The sequence below is a fragment of the Thiospirillum jenense genome (assembly GCF_014145225.1).
GTDB lineage: Bacteria > Pseudomonadota > Gammaproteobacteria > Chromatiales > Chromatiaceae > Thiospirillum > Thiospirillum jenense.
The window spans coordinates 1-20,649 of the sequence record NZ_JABVCQ010000001.1 but is presented as its reverse complement, the minus strand read 5'-3'; the positions used below and the strand labels follow the sequence as shown (position 1 = coordinate 20,649).

Annotated in this window: 19 protein-coding genes; 13 read left to right on the top strand and 6 right to left on the bottom strand. The window is 47.4% G+C overall.

The window, feature by feature from the left end:
* Positions 1-175: 175 nt before the first annotated feature.
* The 11 genes from HUK38_RS00095 to nth all read left to right on the top strand — a co-directional run bounded on the left by HUK38_RS00095 (position 176) and on the right by nth (position 12,541).
* A complete protein-coding gene (locus HUK38_RS00095) occupies positions 176-2,125 on the top strand; it encodes a methyl-accepting chemotaxis protein (protein WP_182581742.1) in 1,950 nt (649 codons plus the stop codon).
* Positions 2,126-2,157: 32 nt separating this feature from the next.
* Positions 2,158-3,774, top strand: coding sequence for a chemotaxis protein CheW (locus HUK38_RS00090; protein WP_182581741.1), 1,617 nt, complete (start codon positions 2,158-2,160; stop codon positions 3,772-3,774).
* A 116-nt stretch (positions 3,775-3,890) separates the two neighbouring features.
* On the top strand, positions 3,891-4,964 hold the full coding sequence (cheB, locus tag HUK38_RS00085; RefSeq protein WP_182581740.1) for a chemotaxis-specific protein-glutamate methyltransferase CheB: 1,074 nt from the start codon (positions 3,891-3,893) through the stop codon (positions 4,962-4,964).
* A gap of 81 nt (positions 4,965-5,045) precedes the next feature.
* Positions 5,046-5,675 (top strand): HEAT repeat domain-containing protein, encoded by a 630-nt coding sequence (locus HUK38_RS00080; protein ID WP_182581739.1) that lies wholly within the window; start codon positions 5,046-5,048, stop codon positions 5,673-5,675.
* The gene (locus HUK38_RS00075; protein ID WP_182581738.1) at positions 5,676-6,515 is read left to right on the top strand and encodes a CheR family methyltransferase; all 840 of its coding nucleotides are present in this window, start codon (positions 5,676-5,678) and stop codon (positions 6,513-6,515) included. It begins immediately after the preceding gene.
* A gap of 6 nt (positions 6,516-6,521) precedes the next feature.
* Complete coding sequence (locus HUK38_RS00070) at positions 6,522-6,941, top strand: response regulator (RefSeq protein WP_182581737.1); 420 nt, start codon at positions 6,522-6,524, stop codon at positions 6,939-6,941.
* 48 nt (positions 6,942-6,989) lie between these two features.
* Complete coding sequence (locus tag HUK38_RS00065) at positions 6,990-9,707, top strand: chemotaxis protein CheA (protein ID WP_182581736.1); 2,718 nt, start codon at positions 6,990-6,992, stop codon at positions 9,705-9,707.
* Entirely contained in the window at positions 9,695-9,958 is a 264-nt protein-coding gene (locus tag HUK38_RS00060) for a hypothetical protein (RefSeq protein ID WP_182581735.1), read from the top strand. Before HUK38_RS00065 ends, HUK38_RS00060 begins: the two co-directional genes overlap by 13 nt.
* A 228-nt stretch (positions 9,959-10,186) precedes the next feature.
* Positions 10,187-10,561 (top strand): response regulator, encoded by a 375-nt coding sequence (locus HUK38_RS00055; RefSeq protein ID WP_182581734.1) that lies wholly within the window; start codon positions 10,187-10,189, stop codon positions 10,559-10,561.
* 185 nt (positions 10,562-10,746) lie between these two features.
* Complete coding sequence (locus tag HUK38_RS00050; RefSeq protein WP_238787326.1) at positions 10,747-11,865, top strand: methyl-accepting chemotaxis protein; 1,119 nt, start codon at positions 10,747-10,749, stop codon at positions 11,863-11,865.
* A gap of 37 nt (positions 11,866-11,902) precedes the next feature.
* Positions 11,903-12,541 (top strand): endonuclease III, encoded by a 639-nt coding sequence (gene nth, locus HUK38_RS00045; RefSeq protein ID WP_182581732.1) that lies wholly within the window; start codon positions 11,903-11,905, stop codon positions 12,539-12,541.
* Between the two features lie 116 nt (positions 12,542-12,657).
* Here nth and HUK38_RS00040 read toward each other — a convergent pair whose 3' ends face one another.
* Positions 12,658-13,587, bottom strand: coding sequence for a phosphoribosylaminoimidazolesuccinocarboxamide synthase (locus tag HUK38_RS00040; protein WP_182581731.1), 930 nt, complete (start codon positions 13,585-13,587; stop codon positions 12,658-12,660).
* 124 nt (positions 13,588-13,711) lie between these two features.
* On the opposite strand from HUK38_RS00040, the gene HUK38_RS00035 reads away from it, so the two are divergent.
* Entirely contained in the window at positions 13,712-14,164 is a 453-nt protein-coding gene (locus HUK38_RS00035; protein ID WP_182581730.1) for a hypothetical protein, read from the top strand.
* A 28-nt stretch (positions 14,165-14,192) separates the two neighbouring features.
* On the opposite strand, the gene HUK38_RS00030 is transcribed toward HUK38_RS00035, so the two are convergent.
* The 4 genes from HUK38_RS00030 to HUK38_RS00015 form a co-directional block, all read right to left on the bottom strand.
* Entirely contained in the window at positions 14,193-15,230 is a 1,038-nt protein-coding gene (locus HUK38_RS00030) for a type IV pilus twitching motility protein PilT (protein WP_182581729.1), read from the bottom strand.
* 18 nt (positions 15,231-15,248) lie between these two features.
* Entirely contained in the window at positions 15,249-15,758 is a 510-nt protein-coding gene (purE, locus tag HUK38_RS00025; RefSeq protein ID WP_182581855.1) for a 5-(carboxyamino)imidazole ribonucleotide mutase, read from the bottom strand.
* A 68-nt stretch (positions 15,759-15,826) separates the two neighbouring features.
* Positions 15,827-17,011: a 5-(carboxyamino)imidazole ribonucleotide synthase gene (locus HUK38_RS00020; RefSeq protein WP_182581728.1), complete on the bottom strand. Its 1,185-nt coding sequence runs from the start codon at positions 17,009-17,011 to the stop codon at positions 15,827-15,829.
* Between the two features lie 31 nt (positions 17,012-17,042).
* Positions 17,043-18,065 (bottom strand): LysR family transcriptional regulator, encoded by a 1,023-nt coding sequence (locus HUK38_RS00015; RefSeq protein WP_182581727.1) that lies wholly within the window; start codon positions 18,063-18,065, stop codon positions 17,043-17,045.
* A gap of 190 nt (positions 18,066-18,255) precedes the next feature.
* Between HUK38_RS00015 and HUK38_RS00010 the strand changes: the two genes are divergently transcribed.
* Positions 18,256-19,590 carry a TRZ/ATZ family hydrolase gene (locus HUK38_RS00010; RefSeq protein ID WP_182581726.1) on the top strand — a complete coding sequence of 445 codons (1,335 nt, stop codon included), beginning with the start codon at positions 18,256-18,258 and terminating at the stop codon, positions 19,588-19,590.
* 62 nt (positions 19,591-19,652) lie between these two features.
* Here the strand turns inward: HUK38_RS00010 and HUK38_RS00005 are convergent.
* Positions 19,653-20,649, bottom strand: a 997-nt coding sequence (locus tag HUK38_RS00005) for a type ISP restriction/modification enzyme (protein ID WP_202985493.1), incomplete at its 5' end; no start/stop codon positions are given.

Below are 20,649 nucleotides of genomic sequence, written 5' to 3'. Positions count from 1 at the left end.
TGAACAGTGTTATACCTAATTAAAAAACGCGACTCTCATTTCCTAATTCTGCGACACATTGCATATTAACCCCAACCATTTTGCAATCGGGTCACACGCTCGTTGCAATGGTTTGACTAATGGTTGGTGAAAATATTCTAGCATTGATACACCTCTATTTTATTAGGAGACACTCATGGCACTTGTAAAAAAAACCTCAGGCTCCACCACTGGTCGTTCATATCACTCACCTGCAACGGAAGGACGCATAGCAAATACTGGCAATAATACAATCCCTAATAATCGTGATGCCGATGCTCAACGCAAACGGGCGCGCACCTTAGCGAAACAACAACAGGCCGCCGAACGAATTGCGGCGGCAACTGCACAATTAGCCTCTGGGATTAATGAAGCGGCCTCGGCTGCCGAAGAATTAAAACGCTCGGCCGATCAAATTGCCACCGGGGCGGAAGAAGCCTCCGGTGCATCTCAAGAATCATTAGCCGCATTCAAATTAGTCGTCAGTGCATTAGCCCGGCAATTAGAAAATGTCCGTGCTGTACAAACAAGGATTGAAACGAGCGAATCATTAATTGGACGCATTAGCACTGATACCACCGCATTAATTGCGAATGTTGGCGTGGCAGCACAACGTCAAACCGCCTCAGTTAAAATGGTCGCTGAATTAGAAAAACAAGCTGCCAATATCGGTGACATCGTTAAGGCGGTCGCCCGCATTGCCGATCAAACCAATTTATTAGCATTAAATGCTGCAATTGAAGCCGCCCGCGCTGGCAAACACGGCAAAGGCTTTGCGGTGGTCGCTGATGAAGTGCGCACTCTTGCGGAAACCTCAGAAAAAAGTGCCAAACAAATCCAAGACCTCGTTGGTCAAATTCAACAAGAAGTGAAATTCATTTCGGAAGGAATCAATACATCAGCGGCAAATGTGCAGCAAGAGGTAGAGAATAGTAAAATCATTAATACGCAATTAGAACAAATCCGTTTAGATGCACTCGAAATTACTCGCGGTATTCAAGAGATTGCCGTTGGTGCGCAACAATCCAATATCGCATCACAGCAAGCATTAAAGGGCACAGAAGAAATCGCCGCCGCCGCCGAAGAACAATCCGCCGCATCTGAAGAAGCAGCAAAAACCGTTGCTGAACAGGGTCAAGCCTTATCTGAATGTGAACAAGCCGCGCAAAATTTGTCTGAATTGGCCGAGGAATTAAAAAACTCCACTGATATTAGTAAAAGCGCAGAAGATGTTGCATCAGCGGCGGAACAATTATCTTCAGCAGTGCAAGAAATCAATCGCTCCGGTGTGCAAATTATGGCAGCAGTTGAGCAGATTCGTAAAAGCGCTCAAGTGCAATCATCGGCGACCGAAGAATCAGCAGCGGCAATTAGCCAAATTGAAAAAGGCATTGAAATCGCCCAACAACGTGCAAATCAAGCTGGTAATAAAGTAGAAGCAATTACCGCTCTGCTGACATCAAATAAGAATAGTGTAAACGCATTAGTACAGGGCGTACTCAATTCGGGTGAATCCTCACGTCTTAGTTTAAAACAAGTCAAAGACTTGGAATTGGTTTCGCGCCGTATTGATAAAATTGTTGATGCGATCACCACCGTATCAATTCAAACCAATATGCTGGCAGTGAATGGTTCAATTGAAGCCGCCCGCGCTGGTGAATTCGGTAAAGGATTTGTGGTGGTGGCTACCGATATTCGTAATCTTGCCCATGATTCAGCTGAAAATGCCGATCGCATTAAAGACTTAGTAAAAGCCGTGCAAGATCAAATCGGCATAGTCGGGCGTGATCTAGAAGAAATCATTGCTTCGGCAATTACAGAAACTGAAAAAGCCAAGCTCGTCACTGCCGCATTAGTCACCATTGAAACTGACATTGCTATTGTCAATACTGGTACCCAAGATATTTTGTCAGCTGCAAATGAAATCGCCAGTGCAGTTGGGCAAATTAAAACCGGTGTAGACCAAATTTCAGCGGCGGCACAAGAAGCTGAAAAAGCATCAACTGAAGCAGCAGCAGCAGCTAAACAACAAAGTCAGGGGGCTGAAGAATTAGCCGCCGCTATTGAAGAAATCGCTTCACTCGCGGATGAATTACAAAGTGTTTAATCCAGTCATTTTTAGCTGCCTAGAGATTTATCATGCGTGATAATAATGACGATACACCCCGCCCCGCACCACTGGCAAATGTGAATGATGGTGCGCCAGCAATCGCAATGAGTTTAACCGCTGATGATGAACAAGACCAGCATGATTCTGATGTGCGTCAATTCGTGATTTTTATTTGCGGCGATGAAGTATTTGCGGTTGATATGGTGCCAGTACAGGAAATCATTCGTGTTCCCGATGTGGTGCGCGTTCCATTAGCCCCGCCGACATTAGAAGGGTTAGCGAATTTGCGCGGTAAAGTGCTGCCCATTATTAGCTTGCGGCGCATTTTTAATTTACCTGAGCGCGATAATGATGATTCAAGTCGTGCCGTTGTCATTGATCAAGGACAACCACTTGGCTTTGTTGTTGATCGTGTCAGCAGTGTCGTTGGAATTGAAAATAGCCGAATTGCTGATGTCGGTGCATTGCGCGCAACAGTTAATACCGAGTTACTTTCGGGATTGCTCAAGGATGTTGGCAGTTTCCCAATGGTCATGGTATTAGATTTTGCGCGGATCATTAGTAATGAATTTGCAGCAATTGCAACACTCACCAATACACCAGGTCATAGCAGTGGGGGTGGGGGTATTACAACCACTAATACCACAGATGACGATGATAATAGCGATGAATTGCAATTAGTCAGCTTTGAAGTGGACGATCAAGAGTATGCCATTGCAATTGAAAATGTACAAGAAATTGTGCAAATCCCCGAGCAAATTGTTCATGTTCCCCGCGCCCAGAGCCATGTATTAGGGGTAATGACATTGCGCAATCGGTTATTACCGCTTGTTTCACTACGGTGTTTATTTGATCTTAGTGTTCGCGCCATTGATGAACACAGCCGTATTGTTGTCATTGCATTAGGTAATTCAGCCGTCGGCGTCGTGACCGATAGCGTGAATGAAGTATTGCGCGTACCCCGTTCGGCGGTCGATGATATTCCATCGTTATTAGCACGCGATGATGCGTTGTCTGATTTAGAAGCCATTTGTCGTTTGAACAATGGTCAGCGTTTGGTATCTATTATTGCCACAGACCGTTTATTTCGTCATTCCACAATTCGTGAAGCCTTAACGACGGTGACAGAAATGCAAGCAGCACAGAGCGCAAACCTGATTGAAGACCACGATGATGAATTAACCGATGATGAAGAGCAGGTCGTCGTATTTCGTTTAGACAAGGAAGAATTTGGCGTACCGATTGAAAGTGTACAAGAAATTGTGCGCGTCCCAGATGAATTAACACATATTCCCAGAGCGCCTGATTTTGTTGAAGGTGTCATTAACTTGCGCGGGGCAGTATTACCCGTTGTGGATCAAAGGCGACGCTTAGGTTTACCCACAGTCGCCCGTAGTGACCGCCAACGTATTATGGTATTTTTACTCGGTGGTATTCGCACTGGTTTTATTGTTGATTCGGTTGCCGAAGTGTTAAAAATCCACAAGTCAGTCATTGAGCCAGCGCCACAACTCTCTACGGAACAGGCACGCTTAATTGCCCGCGTTGCTAATCTGGAAAAACAACAGCGTCTCATTCAATTGATTGATCCATCATGCCTCATTGCAGAAGAAGATCGTAGTCAATTGGTAAATCTGGCAAACTAATCATTTGGTCGTGATGTAACTCGTAGAACGCTTGTTGATTAAAAACCGCAACGTCTCTGACGCTTGACATCACGACCAATCATCTTCGCAGTGAATTAAAAAACGCACATTCTATTATGGCAAAACCGATTAAACTTTTAATTGTTGATGATTCTGCACTAATGCGCCGGCAACTATCTACCCTATTTCAAAACGAGGGTGATTTTGATGTCCGCACCGCCCGTAATGGCCGTGAAGCGGTCGAAGAAAATATAGCATTTACACCCGATGTCATTACCCTTGATATTAACATGCCAGAAATGGATGGCTTAACTGCATTATCATTGTTAATGGCAGAGCGGCCGGTGGCGGTAGTGATGATTTCATCATTAACAGAAAAAGGTGCGCTGGCGACACTAGAAGCACTGAACCTTGGTGCAATAGATTATGTGCCAAAACCCGATGGCACTATTTCGTTATCAATAGAAAAAATTCAGACCGAAGTGATTAACAAAGTGCGGGCGGCAGCACAGGCAAAAATTAACAATGCGCGTGGTTTAACTGCACGAATGCGTGCCGCTAATCAAGCGAATGAGAAAGTAGCCGCGACACACTCCATTCAACGTTTTGGCATTAAACGTCACGGGGTAGTTTTGATTGGTGTTTCCACCGGCGGACCGCGTACATTAGAAGATATTTTACCGTTATTACCCGAAACTTTTCCCTGGCCGGTATTAGTTGCTCAACATATGCCGCCGAGTTTCACACGGCCATTCGCCGAACGGATGAATGGTTTGTGTGCATTGATGGTATCGGAAGTAAGTCGCCCAACACCATTAGAACCGGGGAATATTTATATCGCCCGGGGCGGTGCCGATATGGTCTTAACTGAACGGGCAGGACGATTAACTGCGATTACTCGGCCAGAACAACCGGGGTTTTTATGGCATCCGTCGGTTGATTTATTAGGGCAGTCCGCATTAGAAACCTGCGATCCAGAATTAGTGATAGCTGTCTTATTAACCGGCATGGGGTATGACGGTGCACGAGCGTTTGCAGAATTAAAAAAACGAGGAGCGCGCACCATTGCCGAATCAGAACAGACTGCCGTTGTATTCGGAATGCCCGCCGAACTCATTGCGCGTGATGGTGCGACAGTTGTATTACCATCAGAACGTATTGCCAATCAGATTATTAAATGGGTTAGATAACTTTGGCAAGATATTTTGGAACGTCATCTATTATGAATATGACACCATTGGCTAATTAAAATGAGTGATTAAATAAACTCTATGGCATTAAAAAAGAGTCTAACCCCCACTGCGACACCAGTGGATGAACGTCGAATACCGCGTGACCTGGCGGGTTTATTAACAGCGCTCAACGACCCTAATCCATTGGTGCGGCGCTGGTCGGCGCGAGATTTAATCCAATACCCAACCGCCGCCGCCGCATTAATTGAACAACTTGACCATGAAACCGACCCCAGTGTAAATGAAGTGATTTTAACAACACTGACACATCTAGGAGATGACATTGCAGTCTCAGGGTTAATTAATTGCTTACGCAGTGAAAATGTTTGGTTGCGTAATCAAGCAATTGAAGCCTTAAAACAAATGCCTAATGCCATTGCACCTTTAATGGAGCGCCTTTTAAATGACCCGGAATCAGATGTGCGTATTTTTGCTGTGAATGTATTAGAATCGCTACGCCATCCACATGTAGAAGACTGGTTAATTAAAGTCATTGCATCAGATGCCCATATCAATGTCTGCGCCACTGCAGTAGATTTGCTCGGCGAGGTGGGAAGTAGTCGTGCCTGTAGCGCATTGCATGAATTAAAAGCACGTTTTCCTAATGAACCCTTTATTCAATTTGCCACTGATCTTGCGCTCAAGCGTATTGGTACGGGGTGCCACTGAATGTCTGTGACAAGTATTAGCGATGAAGATTTTCTCAAGTTTCGAGAATTCTTCTATCGTAAAACGGGCATTCTATTTGAAAACTCTAAGCGTTATTTTGTAGATAAGCGGTTGCTAGAACGCATGGAAGCAAATGACTGTGACACCTTTAATACCTATTTTATGATGCTCCGTTTTCAAGCCTCTGGTGAAGAATTACAGGCGCTTGTTAATGTCATGACCGTCAATGAAACCTATTTCTTTCGTGAGGACTATCAATTTGCCTGTTTAGTCAATTCAATGTTGCCAGAACTAATTGCGCGTCGTGATAGTTACCAGCCACTACGCATTTGGTCAATTCCATCTTCATCAGGTGAAGAACCCTATGGAATTGCAATTTATCTTTTAGAAAATTGGCCAAGTTTGGTGTCATGGGATGTAGAAATTATTTCTTCTGATATTGACACACAAATTTTATATCAAGCCCAGCGTGGCCATTATAGTCAGCGGGCCGTGCAAAACTTACCGGCACATTTGTTAAATAAATATTTTCGGCGTGAAGGCGATAGTTATTACATTAGTCAAATGCTCCGCGACGCCGTTGCGTTTACGCGTGTGAATGTTATGGAGCCGGCTGAAATGCGTCTGTATCGCGGTATTGATGTGATTTTTTGCCGAAATCTATTGATTTATTTTGATGATTTGTCACGCAAACAAGCGGCTGAATCTTTTTATGATGCACTCGCGCCTGGCGGTTTTATTTGTTTAGGTCATTCTGAATCCATGAGCCGCATTTCTTCCTTATTCCGAGTGCGAAAATTTCCAGAAGCCATTGTTTATCAAAAGCCATGGGGGAGATAATTTGCTATGAAACGTATCCTCGTTGTTGACGATGCTGCCACGGTGCGCCGCTATCATCGGTCTATTCTCGAACCCGCGGGTTATATGATTGAAGAAGCAGTCAACGGCATTGAAGCACTAGAAAAAGTCGCCTATGAATCATTCGATTTATACCTAGTTGATATTAACATGCCCAAATTAGATGGCTACGGTTTATTGCGTGAATTGCGCACCCGTGATATGCCACAAGCGCCCGCAATTATGGTTTCCACTGAAGCAGCTGGTCGGGATCGTTTATTAGCCTATCAAGCCGGCGCAAATCTTTACATCATTAAACCTGTCAAACCAGATTATCTATTAGATTGCACAGCGATATTACTTGGTCGGTTGTCACAATACAAATCATTAACGATGATCGCTAACTATTCACTAGGCATCTTGCATTGAGAGCGTGTGCTTGTTTAAGTTCAATTGATGTTTTTTGCGGAGCAATGGATGATTTCTTTATTACAACAATTTTTGACCGAAGCCCGCGAAATATTAGAAGCAGTTGGCGATCAATTGATTGGTTTGGAAACCGCACCGCATGATGCTGCACGAATCAACGAATTGTTTCGGTTGGTGCATACCCTAAAAGGCAATAGTGGGTTATTTGATTTTCCAGACCTGACTAAAGTATTGCACAGTGCCGAAGATTTAATGGATGCCGTTCGCAACGAACAGATTACCTATACTCAAACCTTAGCGGATCATTTATTAGCAGCAGCTGATTTTATTAGTATTTTGCTGGATGAAATTCAAACACAAGGATGCTATACAGCAGAACGTGCTACTGAAGCACAAACATTAATCACTGCATTACGCACCCTGCGTCATTCGTCAGATGTGCATTCAGAAACTACGCCCCCGCCTATTGAAATTCAATCGGGGGCACCAGCCAATTCGTTGTTATCTCGAAATACACCAACACATCAATCTTTATTAAAAACCCTCGCAATATTACCCGAAAGTGAGCGCATGACGTATTACCGGCAGCTTGCAGCAGGCATGACAAACTGCTGGGTACGTTATCAACCAGAAGAAGAATGTTTTTATAAAGGTGAAGACCCCTTTTTTTTAATCACGCAATTACCCACACCCTCTTGGCGGCGGGTCAGTAGCCGTGAATCCTGGCCAGCATTATTTGAATTAGACGCCTATCGTTGTAACCTAGAATTTGAGTTAATTGTCACCGCGCCAATTGACGAATTATTTGAACACTTTCGTTACATACCCGAGCAAGTTATCATTGAACAAATTGTACTTAATGATTTAATTTGGCCACTTGTTGGTATTGAAAAGGCCGGAATTGCATTAGATGATTTTATTCGCACAGCGCAAACACGACTTGCCACAAATGATTTAACTGGATTACGACACGCTGTCCGAACGTTATTAGAATTAACCGCCCCCGAATCACGCATTGCATCGGCGTTACGCTGGTTATTATTAACCACTGAAATAACACCGCTTGCCCACACTATTCACCACGCATTACTTGCCAGTATCGCGCCTTCTTACACATTGAGTGACCAAAATGCCACGCCGCCAGCGGCAGCGATCAATACAACTGCCGCGCTTGATCCGCTGTGCTTTGCTGTCCAGCAAGACATTTTGACCGCAGCGCGCACCATCGCTGAGTTGACCGACACCCCGCCACACTGGGCGGGTCGAATGCACGCTCTGGCGAGTGGGCTTGCGGGGTTGTTCACCAGTTTGGACCAGCCAACAGCGGTGGAAACTTTAAAAATTGCGTTAGAACAATCACTTATGACTGGAACTGCGACGCCAATGCAAGCGTGGCTCGCTGCCCAGTCAACGTCAATTCAAGTACTTACGGAGACCATCACCGCGCCTGCCCCGCAGATTTCGCCAATCAGTAACGGAACACATTCGCTGCCAGCGGCGCGTAATGGTCAACATTCGAGCGCGGTGGCAGCAGACGACGATGCCAAATTTGGGCGGCGCGCTGAGGATAATTTACCCGCGCCACGCACACTCAAAGTGGATCAGGGCAAAGTTGATCGCTTAATGAACTTAATTGGCGAAATGGTGGTTGCAAAAAATGCGTTGCCTTATTTAGCGGGTCGTGCTGAAAATTTATTTGGGGTGCGGGAATTAGCTCGGGAAATAAAAGCGCAATATGCGGTGATTAACCGAATTGCCGAAGATATGCAAGATGCGATTATGCAAGTGCGCATGATGCCGGTGTCTTTTGTTTTACAACGCTTCCCACGTTTAGTCCGCGATTTGGCCCGAAAACTGAATAAAGATGTGCAATTAACCATGGAAGGTGAAGACACAGAAGCAGATAAAAATATCATTGAAGCCTTAGCTGATCCATTAGTACATTGTGTGCGTAATAGCCTCGATCATGGATTAGAAACCTCCGAACAACGTCGCGCCGTTGGTAAATCCACTACCGGTCATTTGATTATTCGCGCAACGACGGTTTCTGATCGCGTCGTGATTGAAATTATTGATGACGGGCGTGGAATTGATGCGCAAGTTATTCGCCACAAAGCCTATGAACGCGGGCTCATTGACGAGGTGCAATTAGAACGCTTAACCGATCATGAAGCAATTAACCTAGTGTTTTTACCTGGGTTTTCAACGGCTGAACAAATTACCGATGTCTCTGGACGCGGTGTTGGTATGGATGTGGTGCGCACCGCCATTGCAAAAGTTAATGGACATATTGAACTAACCAGTGAACGTGGCAAAGGCACACGATTAAAACTATCATTACCACTATCAATGGCTGTAACCAATGTAATGATTGTCCGCGCCCACGAACGCCGTTTTGGTATTCCAATGGACGCTGTAGTCGAAACGGTGCGCGTCCCCCGCAATAGCATTTCTATTGTGAAACATCGACAAACGGTAGTATTACGCGGGCGGTTAGTCCCATTAGTTGCGCTTAATAACTTACTCGGATTATCCGAGCCGCCACATGCCAATGATGATGATGCGTATGCAACGCTAGTTGTGCGCATTGGCAATGAACATTTAGGCATTTTGGTCGATGATTTTCGTGAGACAGTTGATATTATCTTAAAACCCCTGAATGGGATTTTGGCGCCGCTCAAAGGCTATGCCGGTTCTGCCCTATTAGGCGATGGTTCGGTGTTATTAGTTTTAGATTTGCAGGAATTGGTTTCATGCTCGAATTAACAAACAACACAGCAATTGTGACAGATGTTTTAGCAGTTGAAGATGCCGAGCCATTATTAGTTTGGCTACAGCAGCATCCGCATGGCAAAGTTGATTTAAGCGGCTGTACGCATTTGCATAGCGCGACATTGCAAGTTTTAATGGCAGCACAACCAACGTTTATTGCATGGCCACCCGCCGCTGATCTGGCAGCATGGTTACAAGTGGCATTGAAAGTCAATACTAATGTGGCGGTCAGTAATCCTTTTTAGGCGTGAAATTGACCGAATGATTTGTTCACCTGAATCCTGATTCTGGTACGAAATTTTAATAGAGACGCCCGCAGATTTTTGATATAGTTTTAGGCTGTATATAGTCTCTAGCATTTGCATTGTCTTATGTATTCAGTGATTCCGTTAATAATGCTGGTACTCTTTTTGTATATTTTTTAGCACCGTGATAATCACGATTTTTCTATTAACCACTTTGGAAATAAGATCATGTCGAAAAATATTTTTGTTGTTGATGATTCAGCCACGATGGTGATGAGCCTTAAAACCAGTTTAGAATTGGCTGGATTTAAAGTAGAAACCGCCAATGATGGCGTGCAGGCTTTAAATAAACTAAACGGTGGATTTAAACCGGATTTAATTCTAACCGATATTAACATGCCAAATATGGGCGGCTTAGACTTTATTCGTGCCGCCCGCGCTTTGCCCGGATTACGGTTTATACCTATTCTAGTTTTGACCACTGAAAGTCAGCAAAATAAACGCGATGAAGCGAAAAAATTAGGGGCAACTGGTTGGTTAGTCAAGCCAGTGAGTGGTGTTGATTTATTAAAAGTGATTAAACAGGTTGTACCGGGTGCCTAATGTCGCTAGATGGATACATCTCGACTGGAACGGTTGGCGTATCGCCGTTTTCACAAATACTTTTAATACAATCGCGGACGCTGCGACGCATTTTTACTGCATCAACGCTTATTGGAACCGTGATTGTTTCTATCCTTATTTGGCTTGGACATAGTTGGTTAATTAAACAGTTTATTGAATGGGGAATGGCTGTTCCTTTAGTGGTTGTACTATTTTTTGCTATTGTGCAATGGTCCGCCGGGATGTTGTTTTTTCGCTGGTATTTCCGCACAACTGGTGAATTGCGTGAGGCAGTGTCTACTGTTTGTGCCAATAGTGCCTGTGCTGAAGCGCGGGCGCAGGGTTGTTACCTTGAAGAAAGTTTAATACTGGATCATGCTTTTCAAACACAATTAACCATCGCTATTCAAGATAGTGAAACGGCAACTTTAAATGTCATTACGCGAGTGTCTGAGTTAAATCAAGTGGTAATGACGCTATTGAATTATCTCAATACCGCGACTCAAACGACTGATAACCTTGAAGAAGAAATTCATCGTGGTATTAACAGTGTTAGTGAAATTGGCCAATTTGTCCAAGAATTGCCCGATAAATTAAATCACGATATGACGGCAATTCGTGATACGGTTGCGGAGATTCGGCAACTAGAAATTTTGGCAGTTACTATTAAAGATATTAGCAAACAAACAAACTTGTTGGCATTAAACGCGGCAATTGAAGCAGCCCGCGCTGGTGAAGCGGGGCGGGGATTTTCGGTTGTTGCTAATGAAGTACGTCAATTGGCTAACCGCGCAACAGCGGCGGCAAATACGATTGAAATTGGATTAAGTCAGGCATTAAAAGCCGTGGATCAAAGTCTGAGTTTAAATTTCGTGGGTGATTTGACTGAACAAATTGATCAAACCGCGAGTGCAATTGATGCAATTCAACATCTGCGCGATAGCTATACCGAAATGAGTCAAGCCTATAAAACGCTGTCTAATGCAGTGATTCAGCATCATGCAACCTTGATTGAACATATCGCCGACGTCTTAGGTCAATTGCAATATCAAGATGTCGCCAGCCAACGCCTCGGGCGAATGCAGCGCACCCTTGCTGAACGAAATGCAATCATATCAGTTTGGATGAATACCCTGCCCTCAGAGAGCCATGAAGCATTCAGCCTGCCAGAGTCCTTGCGCCAATTGCGTGAGCGTTATCTTCAAGAAGAAACCTGTCATCTATCGGTGTTAGATCAAAATACAGAACCTCTCGCCGATCAATTAGATCAAGCGAGTGCTGGCCTTAAAATTGAATTATTTTAATTCGCCAAATGCAATGAATGAATAGGATGACGTGTTAATGACACAGTCGCAATGCACCGAATTATTTCAACGTCTAGCAGCCGCAAATCCCCAGCCAACGACTGAATTGCGCTATACCACGCCATTTGAGTTGTTAATTGCTGTGATGCTGTCAGCGCAATCAACTGATAAACGTGTCAATTTAGTCACGGCGCAGTTATTTGCGCTGGCGAATACACCACAGGCGATCTTGGCATTGGGTGAGGCGGGATTAGTTGCGGCAATTCGTAGCATTGGTTTATTTAATAGTAAAGCGCGTCATATTCTCGCCACCTGCGCGCAGTTAATTGCCGAACATGACGGGGAAGTGCCACGCACTCGTGACGCATTAGAAGCACTGCCGGGCGTGGGGCGAAAGACGGCGAATGTTTTATTAAATACGCTCTTTAATGAACCAACCATTGCGGTGGATACACATATTTTTCGCGTAGCCAATCGTACAGGATTAGCACGAGGGACGACACCATTGGCGGTTGAACAGCAGTTATTAAAAGCAGTTCCAGTGCTATTCTTACAGTCAGCACATCACTGGTTAATTCTTCATGGGCGTTATATTTGCACCGCCCGCCGTCCACAATGTGCCAACTGTATCATTGCTGATTTGTGTGAATGGCTGGAAAAATCTCAACTGTCGTGAATAAAAACGTGGTTAGCATCGTATCCAGATCTCCATCAAAAAAGTTCGTTTTTAATTTGATTTTTGCAGTTTTTTTATTCGCATAGCAGTTGTTTAGTAATGAATGGTGCGTAATCTTAATCATCATTATTGGTATTAGTTGCGCAATACAACGCATCCGCTCGACCAGTCAAGCGCCGCTCCGCTTCGGCATAGCGTGCGGCGGTTTGTGCAATGACGGTGATGGGTAAGGTTGGTCCCGGCGCGGTTTTATTCCAATCCAATGTTTCCAAATAATCGCGCACATATTGTTTATCAAAACTGGGTGGACTACTGCCGGGGCGGTAATGATCTACTGGCCAAAAACGTGATGAATCCGGCGTTAATACTTCATCAATGAGATGCAGGCGTCCGTCATTATCAACGCCAAATTCGAATTTGGTATCTGCAATTAAAATCCCGCGTTCATAGGCATACTGTGCGGCTTCAATATACATGGCTAAACTCATGTCGCGTATTTGCGTTGCGAGTTCATTGCCAATTAAATTGGCCGTGTATTCAAATGCGACATTGGCGTCGTGGCTGCCGGCGGCGGCTTTCGTGGATGGCGTATAAATCGGTTCGGGTAATTGCGCGGCCTGTAATAAGCCTCGCGGTAATGAAATCCCGCAGACCCTGCCGGTACGCCGATAATCATTCCAGCCGGAGCCAATTAAATAACCGCGTACAATTGCTTCAATTGGCAAGGGTTGCAAGCGGCGCACGACGGTTGCGCGTTCACCCAGTCGTTGCCGATCATTGGCATCAATTAAAATCTCTTCGGCATTTAATGTGCTGAGATGATTGGGAATTAAATGGCGGGTGCGTGCAAACCAAAAATTGGATAAGCGCGTGAGAATTTCGCCTTTGCTGGGAATGGGTTGCGGTAATACGACATCAAATGCCGACAAGCGGTCGCTGGCAATAATGAGTAAATGTTCGTCATCTACCGCATAGAGGTCGCGCACCTTGCCGCGATTGATGAGCGGGAATTGTTTTAAGTTAGATTGATAAAGTGGTGTATTCATGCTGGATAGATCAAGTAAAGCAGCAATAATAATGGTACGATTGCAGCAAATAATATCTGCAATGGACTATAACCGGTGATGCTATGATTAATCACCGTAATAAAGCGAGTTAACGATATTCACCATGACACATTCTCCTTTACCAGATTCCCCATTTTTAATAGCATTGCGCGGTAGTTTTACTGCTGCTTTGCGTTGGTCGCAATTAGATGATGTATGGCAACGGCTGCGTGAGTGCGCGGATGCTGGTTGGTATATCTATGCGGTTGGTGAGCCGCCGCCAATTGCACCCAGTTCGGCTGCGGCAATCGGCGCGTTTATTATAGAAATAGATGCGCTATTACGCCGTGAACATCAAGAAGACTTTTGCGGGATTGTCTATGTTGATTCATTGACTGAGCCGCGTTTTATTAAAATTTATGATCCGAATAATCTCGGTGTGGTGTGCGGGTATAGTGATAATCCGCCATTGCCGGGTTGGATTATTAGTCAATTAGCACCAGTGGATTTACCCGCCATGATGACTCAACAACGGCGGCGTTGGTGGCAGCGGTGGTTAGCACAACGCGGTGAGTAATTTTAATCATCTGCCAATAATAACCCGGTTAATTAAACGTATCCTTGTTATGTGCTTTACTGCGCGCATCGGCTTTTTTAATTTGCCCGGTGCGCAATAACTCAGTTAAACACTGATCGAGCGTTTGCATTCCATGCGCCTGCCCGGTTTGAATAGAAGAATACATTTGTGCAATCTTGTCTTCTCGAATTAAATTACGAATGGCAGGCGTCCCAATCATAATTTCATGCGCCGCCACCCGCCCGCCGGTGGATTTTTTCAATAGCGTTTGCGAAATAACCGAGCGTAATGATTCGGATAGCATTGACCGCACCATTGTTTTTTCGGCCGCGGGGAATACGTCCACAATACGATCAATCGTTTTTGCCGCTGAACTGGTGTGCAAAGTACCAAAAACTAAATGCCCCGTTTCTGCCGCAGTTAATGCCAATCGAATGGTTTCTAAATCGCGCATTTCACCGACTAGAATAATATCGGGGTCTTGCCGTAATGCCGAGCGCAAGGCTTCACTAAACCCCAGTGTATCACGATGCACTTCACGTTGGTTAATTAAACATTTTTTGCTGGTGTGGACAAATTCAATTGGGTCTTCAATGGTGAGAATGTGTTCGTAGCGGTTGTCATTTAAATAATCCACCATTGCCGCCAGCGTGGTTGATTTACCCGACCCGGTCGGCCCCGTGACTAGAATTAACCCCCGCGCCACTTCGACAATTTGTTTGAAAATGGCGGGCGCATTTAATTCTTCCAGCGTCAATACTTTAGACGGAATGGTACGAAACACGCCCGCCGCGCCGCGTTTTTGATTATAGGCATTAACACGAAAGCGGGCGACGCCGGGGATTTCAAATGAAAAGTCGGTTTCTAAAAACTCATCATAATCCTTGCGTTGTTTATCATTCATAATGTCATAGACCAGCCCGTGTACAGCGCGATGATCTAATGGCGGGACGTTAATACGCCGCATGTCGCCATCCACGCGAATCATGGGCGGCAAGCCAGCGGATAAATGTAAATCGGAGGCTTTGTTTTTAACGCTAAAGGCGAGTAATTCGGCGATGTCCATAATGACATGCTCCGCTGTTTATTTAACTGGACTGCGTTGCGCAATGACAGTGGCGGCGGTGAGTTGACCACTCGCTACCTGTTCGACTTTGCGCAATACTTCGTTTTCTAATGCGCGTTTAAAGGTCTCAATGCGCGCTTGAATTGCCGCATCATTCACCCCCAAGATTTGCGCGGCTAATATGCCGGCATTGCGGGCGCCGTTAATTGCCACTGTTGCGACGGGGACGCCGGCCGGCATTTGCACAATGGATAAGAGCGCATCCTGTCCATTTAATAACGTGGCGCAGACGGGAACGCCAATGACGGGTAATGGAGTTAATGCCGCCGTCATGCCGGGTAAATGCGCCGCGCCACCCGCGCCAGCAATGATGACTTTAATTCCCCGCGCCGCGGCGGTGCGGGCATAATCAAATAAACGTTGCGGTGTGCGGTGCGCAGAAACCAGCGTTAATTCAAATGGAATATCGAATTCCGCCAAAATGTCGGCGGCGGCTTGCATGACAGGTAAATCCGAATCGCTGCCCATGATGATGCTAACGGCAGCGGCGGCCGGGGGCGGCACTTGGGGTTGAATCGCAGTCAAGGGTCTTGGTTTCACAACGCATTCTCACCAGTGATGGTCATCAGGGTGCGCACCTGTTCAGCGAGCTGGCGCGCCTGTTCGAGATCGGGATGTAATACGGTGACATGTCCCATTTTACGCCCGGGACGGGTGTCTGCCTTGCCGTACAAATGCACCGCCACGCCGGGCAGCGCCAGCGCCGCTCGCAAACCGTTGACCACCGGCCGCCCGCTGTGATCTGCCGCGCCGAGTAAATTAATCATCGCGGCCGGCATCAGCAGGTCAGTGGCGCCGAGCGGCAGCCCGGTGATCGCCCGCAGGTGCTGTTCAAATTGATCGGTAAAACACGCCTCGATGGTGTAGTGACCCGAGTTGTGGGTGCGCGGCGCGACCTCGTTGACCAGCAACTGCCCGTCGTGGGTCAAAAATAATTCGATGCCAAACACGCCCACGCCGTCGAGTGCTTCAACCGTGCGCACTGCCAATTGCGTGGCCGCGGCGGCAATCGCATCCGTCACCCGCGCCGGCGCCAGCAACAGGTCGAGCATGTTGGTGGCGCGGTGCATTTGCATTTCCACCACCGGATAACAGCGCGTTTCACCACACCGCCCGCGTGCCACCATCACAGCTAACTCCTTGTCAGCCTTGATAAACCGTTCAATCAACGCCGGCACTGGCAGATGCTTGGCGAAATCGGCCGCTGTGTGCATCACTACCACGCCATGCCCGTCATAGCCGCCGACTCGCGCTTTTTGCACCAGCGGGTAGCCGAATTCCGCACAGCGCGCCGCATCGGGTTGATCCAGCGCCACGAATTCGGCAGTTGGAATGCCGGCCGCGGCCAGCAATTCTTTTTGCCGCAATTTGTCCTGAATCACGGCCAACACGTCCGGTGACGGGAAAATCGGGCAGCCCTCGTCACTGAGCTGGCGCAGGATGGCGCTGTCAATATTTTCCAGATCAAAGGTGGTCAGATCGCACATTTCCGCCAATTGGCGCAGCGCGGTGGCGTCGTGACAGTGGGCGACGATCTGCTGCCCGGCAACTTGCGCGGCGGGTGAATTGGGCGTGGGATCCAGCACGACGCAGGTGCAACCCAATTGTTTGGCCGCCCGCACCAGCATCCGCCCCAGTTGCCCGCCGCCGATGATGCCGATGCGGGCGACAGGATAGGGGTAGCGGTCGGGTGCCGGGGCGGCGGTTGATCTGGCGGGCATGGCGATGGTTCTCGTTGAGATCACATAGGAATTACACACTCGACCGCAGGCGCTCGAACGCTGTCATGGCTTCACCGAGTTGGCCGCGAATCTCGGGTTCACTGGCGACGGCGAAGTCGAGAAAAGTTTTGGCCGCCAGTGACAAGTCGCGGCCGCGGGAATAGACCAAATGCCAGCGGCGGATGATGGGAAAGCCGACCACGTCGAGTAACGCCAATTTGCCGCCGCTGCTTTCCAGCCGCAGTGAATGCAATGACAGTGCCGAAATGCCCAATCCGCCGACGATGGCGTGTTTGATGGTTTCGGTGCTGCCTAACTGCATTCGCACGTTCGGCGTCACCCCGGCGGCGGTGAAATGTTTTAACACCGCGGCGCGCACGCCCGAGCCCGGCTCGCGCAGCAGCAAATTCTCCTCTGCCAACCGCGCCAGTGGAATGCTGCGCTCGCGGGCGAGCGGGTGATCGCTACGGGCGACCATCACCAGCGGATTGGGCGCAAAGGGCGTGGCGGTGATGTCGTGCAACAAACTCTCATCCGGCTGCCCCATGACGTACAAATCATCATCCTGCGCGGTGAGGCGTTCGAGTAACTGATCGCGGTTGGTGACGTTGAGCGCGACCTCCAAGCCCGGATATTTAGCACAAAAGGCGCCGAGAATTTCCGGGGCGACATACGCGGCGGTGGTCATCACGCCCAATCGCAACCGCCCGCGCCGCAGCGCGTGTAAATCCGCCAATTGCGTATCCAACGTCGCCAAGTGGTTGAGAATGACCCGGCACGCTTGATGCACCGCTCGGCCGGCGTCGGTCGGTTCAATCAGCCGCCCGTTGTGTTGTAACAGCGGCGTGCCGAGCGTGTCCGCCAATTTTTTCACCTGCATCGAGACCGTCGGCTGGGTCAAAAACAATTCCTCAGCCGCCCGCGTGAAACTGCCGTGCCGCACGATGGCGTCAAATAATTGCAACTGCCGCAGCGTGGTATGACGGATCAAATACTCCGCGCCGCTGTGACTGGCGGCGGGGGCGCTGGCGCGACTGAGATGCAAATCCGGCATGGTGAAGGTGAAAACCTAGCGCGTGAGGCGTGGTAAAACATCAACGGCGCCGCGGCACCGTCCCCCCGACAATTCAATCGGGCGGGAGAATAGCCCGTTTTGCGCTGATTCGCTAGTCATCTGATGATGACATATTAAACACCGGCGTTGCAATTCATCGCAATTGCAATGACCGAATAGGAGATTGCAAATGCACGTTGAATTACTCATTCATGCCGATTGGATCATTCCCGTTGATGCGGATAATCGCACCCTAGTTAATCACAGCCTCGCCATTAATGACGGGCGGATCATTGCAGTATTACCGCGTCAAGATGCCGTTGCACAATTGAATGCCGCAACGGTGGTGGAATTGCCCGGACATGTGTTAATTCCCGGTTTAATTAACGCGCACACCCACGCGGCCATGTCATTATTGCGCGGCTTGGCGGATGATTTGCCATTAATGACGTGGCTAAATCAACACATTTGGCCGGCGGAACAGCGCTGGGTTGATCCGTCATTTGTGGCGGATGGCACGCAATTAGCCATTGCCGAAATGCTGCGCGGCGGGGTGACTTGTTTTAATGACATGTACTTTTTTCCCGAAATCACCGCGCAAGTCGCGGCTGAAGCGGGAATGAGACTGGTGGCGGGCATGATTGTGGTTGATTTCCCCACGCGCTATGCCGCCGATGCCGACTGTTATTTACAACGTGGATTAGAATTGCATGAACAGTATCGCGGTCATTCATTAGTGACCACCGCGTTTGCGCCGCATTCACCCTATACCGTGTCAGATACAGCGTTAATGCGAGTGCGGGATTTGGCGAATAAATTAGACGTGCCAATTCATATTCATTTGCACGAAACGAGCGATGAAATCACGCAAGCATTAAAAACACAGGGTAAAAGACCGCTGGCGTGTTTAGATCAAATGGGTTTATTAAATCCGCATTTAATGGCAGTTCACATGACGCAATTAGACGATCACGAAATTGTGCGCCTTGCCGCGACCGGCGCGCATGTGATTCATTGCCCGGAATCCAATTTGAAATTAGCCAGCGGCTTTTGTCCAGTGATGAAATTGCAACGCGCCGGGGTGAATGTGGCATTAGGCACGGATGGCGCTGCGAGTAATAATGATTTGAATATGTTGGGTGAATTGCGCACCGCCGCGTTATTAGCAAAAGGCGTGAGTGGCGATGCGGCTGCATTACCCGCGCCGCAAGCGTTGCGTATGGCGACAATTAACGCAGCGCAGGCGCTCGGCATTAGCGCGAATACCGGTTCATTAGAAATTAGTAAAGCGGCTGACGTGGTGGCAATTGATTTGCGTGATCCACATACGCAACCGCTGTATCATCCCAGTTCTCAATTAGTCTATGCCGCGTCCAGTCATCAAGTGCGGCAGGTGTGGATTAATGGACGGCAGGTGGTGCGCGATGGAGCAGTGACCACGTTGGCAATGGATTCATTATTAACACGGGTGCAAGCATGGCAAGAGAAGATTGCCGCTGGGGATGAAGCATTATCAATTGAGTAGCCATTAAACTGCAGTCTAATCTATTTGATCGTTCTTACGCTAGAGAGTGTGGGAACGATCAATTAGTCCCGCCCCAATTCCCGCATTGCATTGACGATCTGCATCGTTTCAATACTGACGGTCGTCACCCGTGCAATTAACTCAATTACTGTTTCTTTATAATCGGCAAAGCGGTAGGTATTAAACCGAGCGCGGATCGTCGGGTCTTTCGGCGTTTTTTCTTTGTATTGGTCGAGTATCCATTCAATCGCACAGCGGTTGCCGAGTTGATATGTCCAGGCAATAGCGGGAATATCACACAGCGTGGTTTCGCTATCAATCCGAATGCTGCCATTATTCACATCAGCGCGTAATACCACTTTGGGATTGACGCCGGCAGCGCGGGCGCGGTCGTCGGGCGTGTCAATGCGGGTGAATGGAAATGGCGCGGTCTGTTCATAATTGAGATGCAAATCAAGTAATGCCGCGCCCCAATCAACCCAGCGCCAAAACTCCGAATAGAATGGAATGCGCGGGAAGTCACGTTTCAAATTAAGCGCGTATTTGTCACGGTAAATTGGATCGTGTAAAACGGCGTAGCAATAATGAAAAATGGCGGGTTTATCAAGGGCGCGGGCGGTGCGGGTTAATTCAGTTTGATAACGGGTGGTGAATTGTTCTAGCGCCCAATCGGTGATGTTGTCGGAGCGAGTGCCGGATTCATCAAAGTAATAAAATGGTAATTGTTGGTAAGTATCTACTGATGATCCAAAATGTAAATCGGCAATTTCTTTCACCGCCAACACTACATAATTTGTGCGGGCACCAATGTTACTAAAACAAATAGTCTTATTTGATTTTTGTGGAGGAAAAATAGCATTGTTTGATCCACTTTCGTCAATAAATAAATTGGAGTTGTACAAATATAAAGACGAGTAAGGGCGATAAGCTGCTTTTAGAATAAGATTCTCGTTAAATGGCTCTTTCAGATTCTTGGCAAAACGACGCTTTAAGTTTCTTGACCATTTAATGGATAAAGAAAATTCCCGTTCTTTTTCTTGTGATTCGTATTCACTTATT

Coding starts and splice junctions, on each gene's coding strand:
- HUK38_RS00095 (WP_182581742.1), top strand. CDS start 176: ATGGCACTTGTAAAAAAAACCTCAGGCTCCACCACTGGTCGTTCATAT.
- HUK38_RS00090 (WP_182581741.1), top strand. CDS start 2,158: ATGCGTGATAATAATGACGATACACCCCGCCCCGCACCACTGGCAAAT.
- cheB (WP_182581740.1), top strand. CDS start 3,891: ATGGCAAAACCGATTAAACTTTTAATTGTTGATGATTCTGCACTAATG.
- HUK38_RS00080 (WP_182581739.1), top strand. CDS start 5,046: ATGGCATTAAAAAAGAGTCTAACCCCCACTGCGACACCAGTGGATGAA.
- HUK38_RS00075 (WP_182581738.1), top strand. CDS start 5,676: ATGTCTGTGACAAGTATTAGCGATGAAGATTTTCTCAAGTTTCGAGAA.
- HUK38_RS00070 (WP_182581737.1), top strand. CDS start 6,522: ATGAAACGTATCCTCGTTGTTGACGATGCTGCCACGGTGCGCCGCTAT.
- HUK38_RS00065 (WP_182581736.1), top strand. CDS start 6,990: ATGATTTCTTTATTACAACAATTTTTGACCGAAGCCCGCGAAATATTA.
- HUK38_RS00060 (WP_182581735.1), top strand. CDS start 9,695: ATGCTCGAATTAACAAACAACACAGCAATTGTGACAGATGTTTTAGCA.
- HUK38_RS00055 (WP_182581734.1), top strand. CDS start 10,187: ATGTCGAAAAATATTTTTGTTGTTGATGATTCAGCCACGATGGTGATG.
- HUK38_RS00050 (WP_238787326.1), top strand. CDS start 10,747: ATGGCTGTTCCTTTAGTGGTTGTACTATTTTTTGCTATTGTGCAATGG.
- nth (WP_182581732.1), top strand. CDS start 11,903: ATGACACAGTCGCAATGCACCGAATTATTTCAACGTCTAGCAGCCGCA.
- HUK38_RS00040 (WP_182581731.1), bottom strand. CDS start 13,587: ATGAATACACCACTTTATCAATCTAACTTAAAACAATTCCCGCTCATC.
- HUK38_RS00035 (WP_182581730.1), top strand. CDS start 13,712: ATGACACATTCTCCTTTACCAGATTCCCCATTTTTAATAGCATTGCGC.
- HUK38_RS00030 (WP_182581729.1), bottom strand. CDS start 15,230: ATGGACATCGCCGAATTACTCGCCTTTAGCGTTAAAAACAAAGCCTCC.
- purE (WP_182581855.1), bottom strand. CDS start 15,758: ATGGGCAGCGATTCGGATTTACCTGTCATGCAAGCCGCCGCCGACATT.
- HUK38_RS00020 (WP_182581728.1), bottom strand. CDS start 17,011: ATGCCCGCCAGATCAACCGCCGCCCCGGCACCCGACCGCTACCCCTAT.
- HUK38_RS00015 (WP_182581727.1), bottom strand. CDS start 18,065: ATGCCGGATTTGCATCTCAGTCGCGCCAGCGCCCCCGCCGCCAGTCAC.
- HUK38_RS00010 (WP_182581726.1), top strand. CDS start 18,256: ATGCACGTTGAATTACTCATTCATGCCGATTGGATCATTCCCGTTGAT.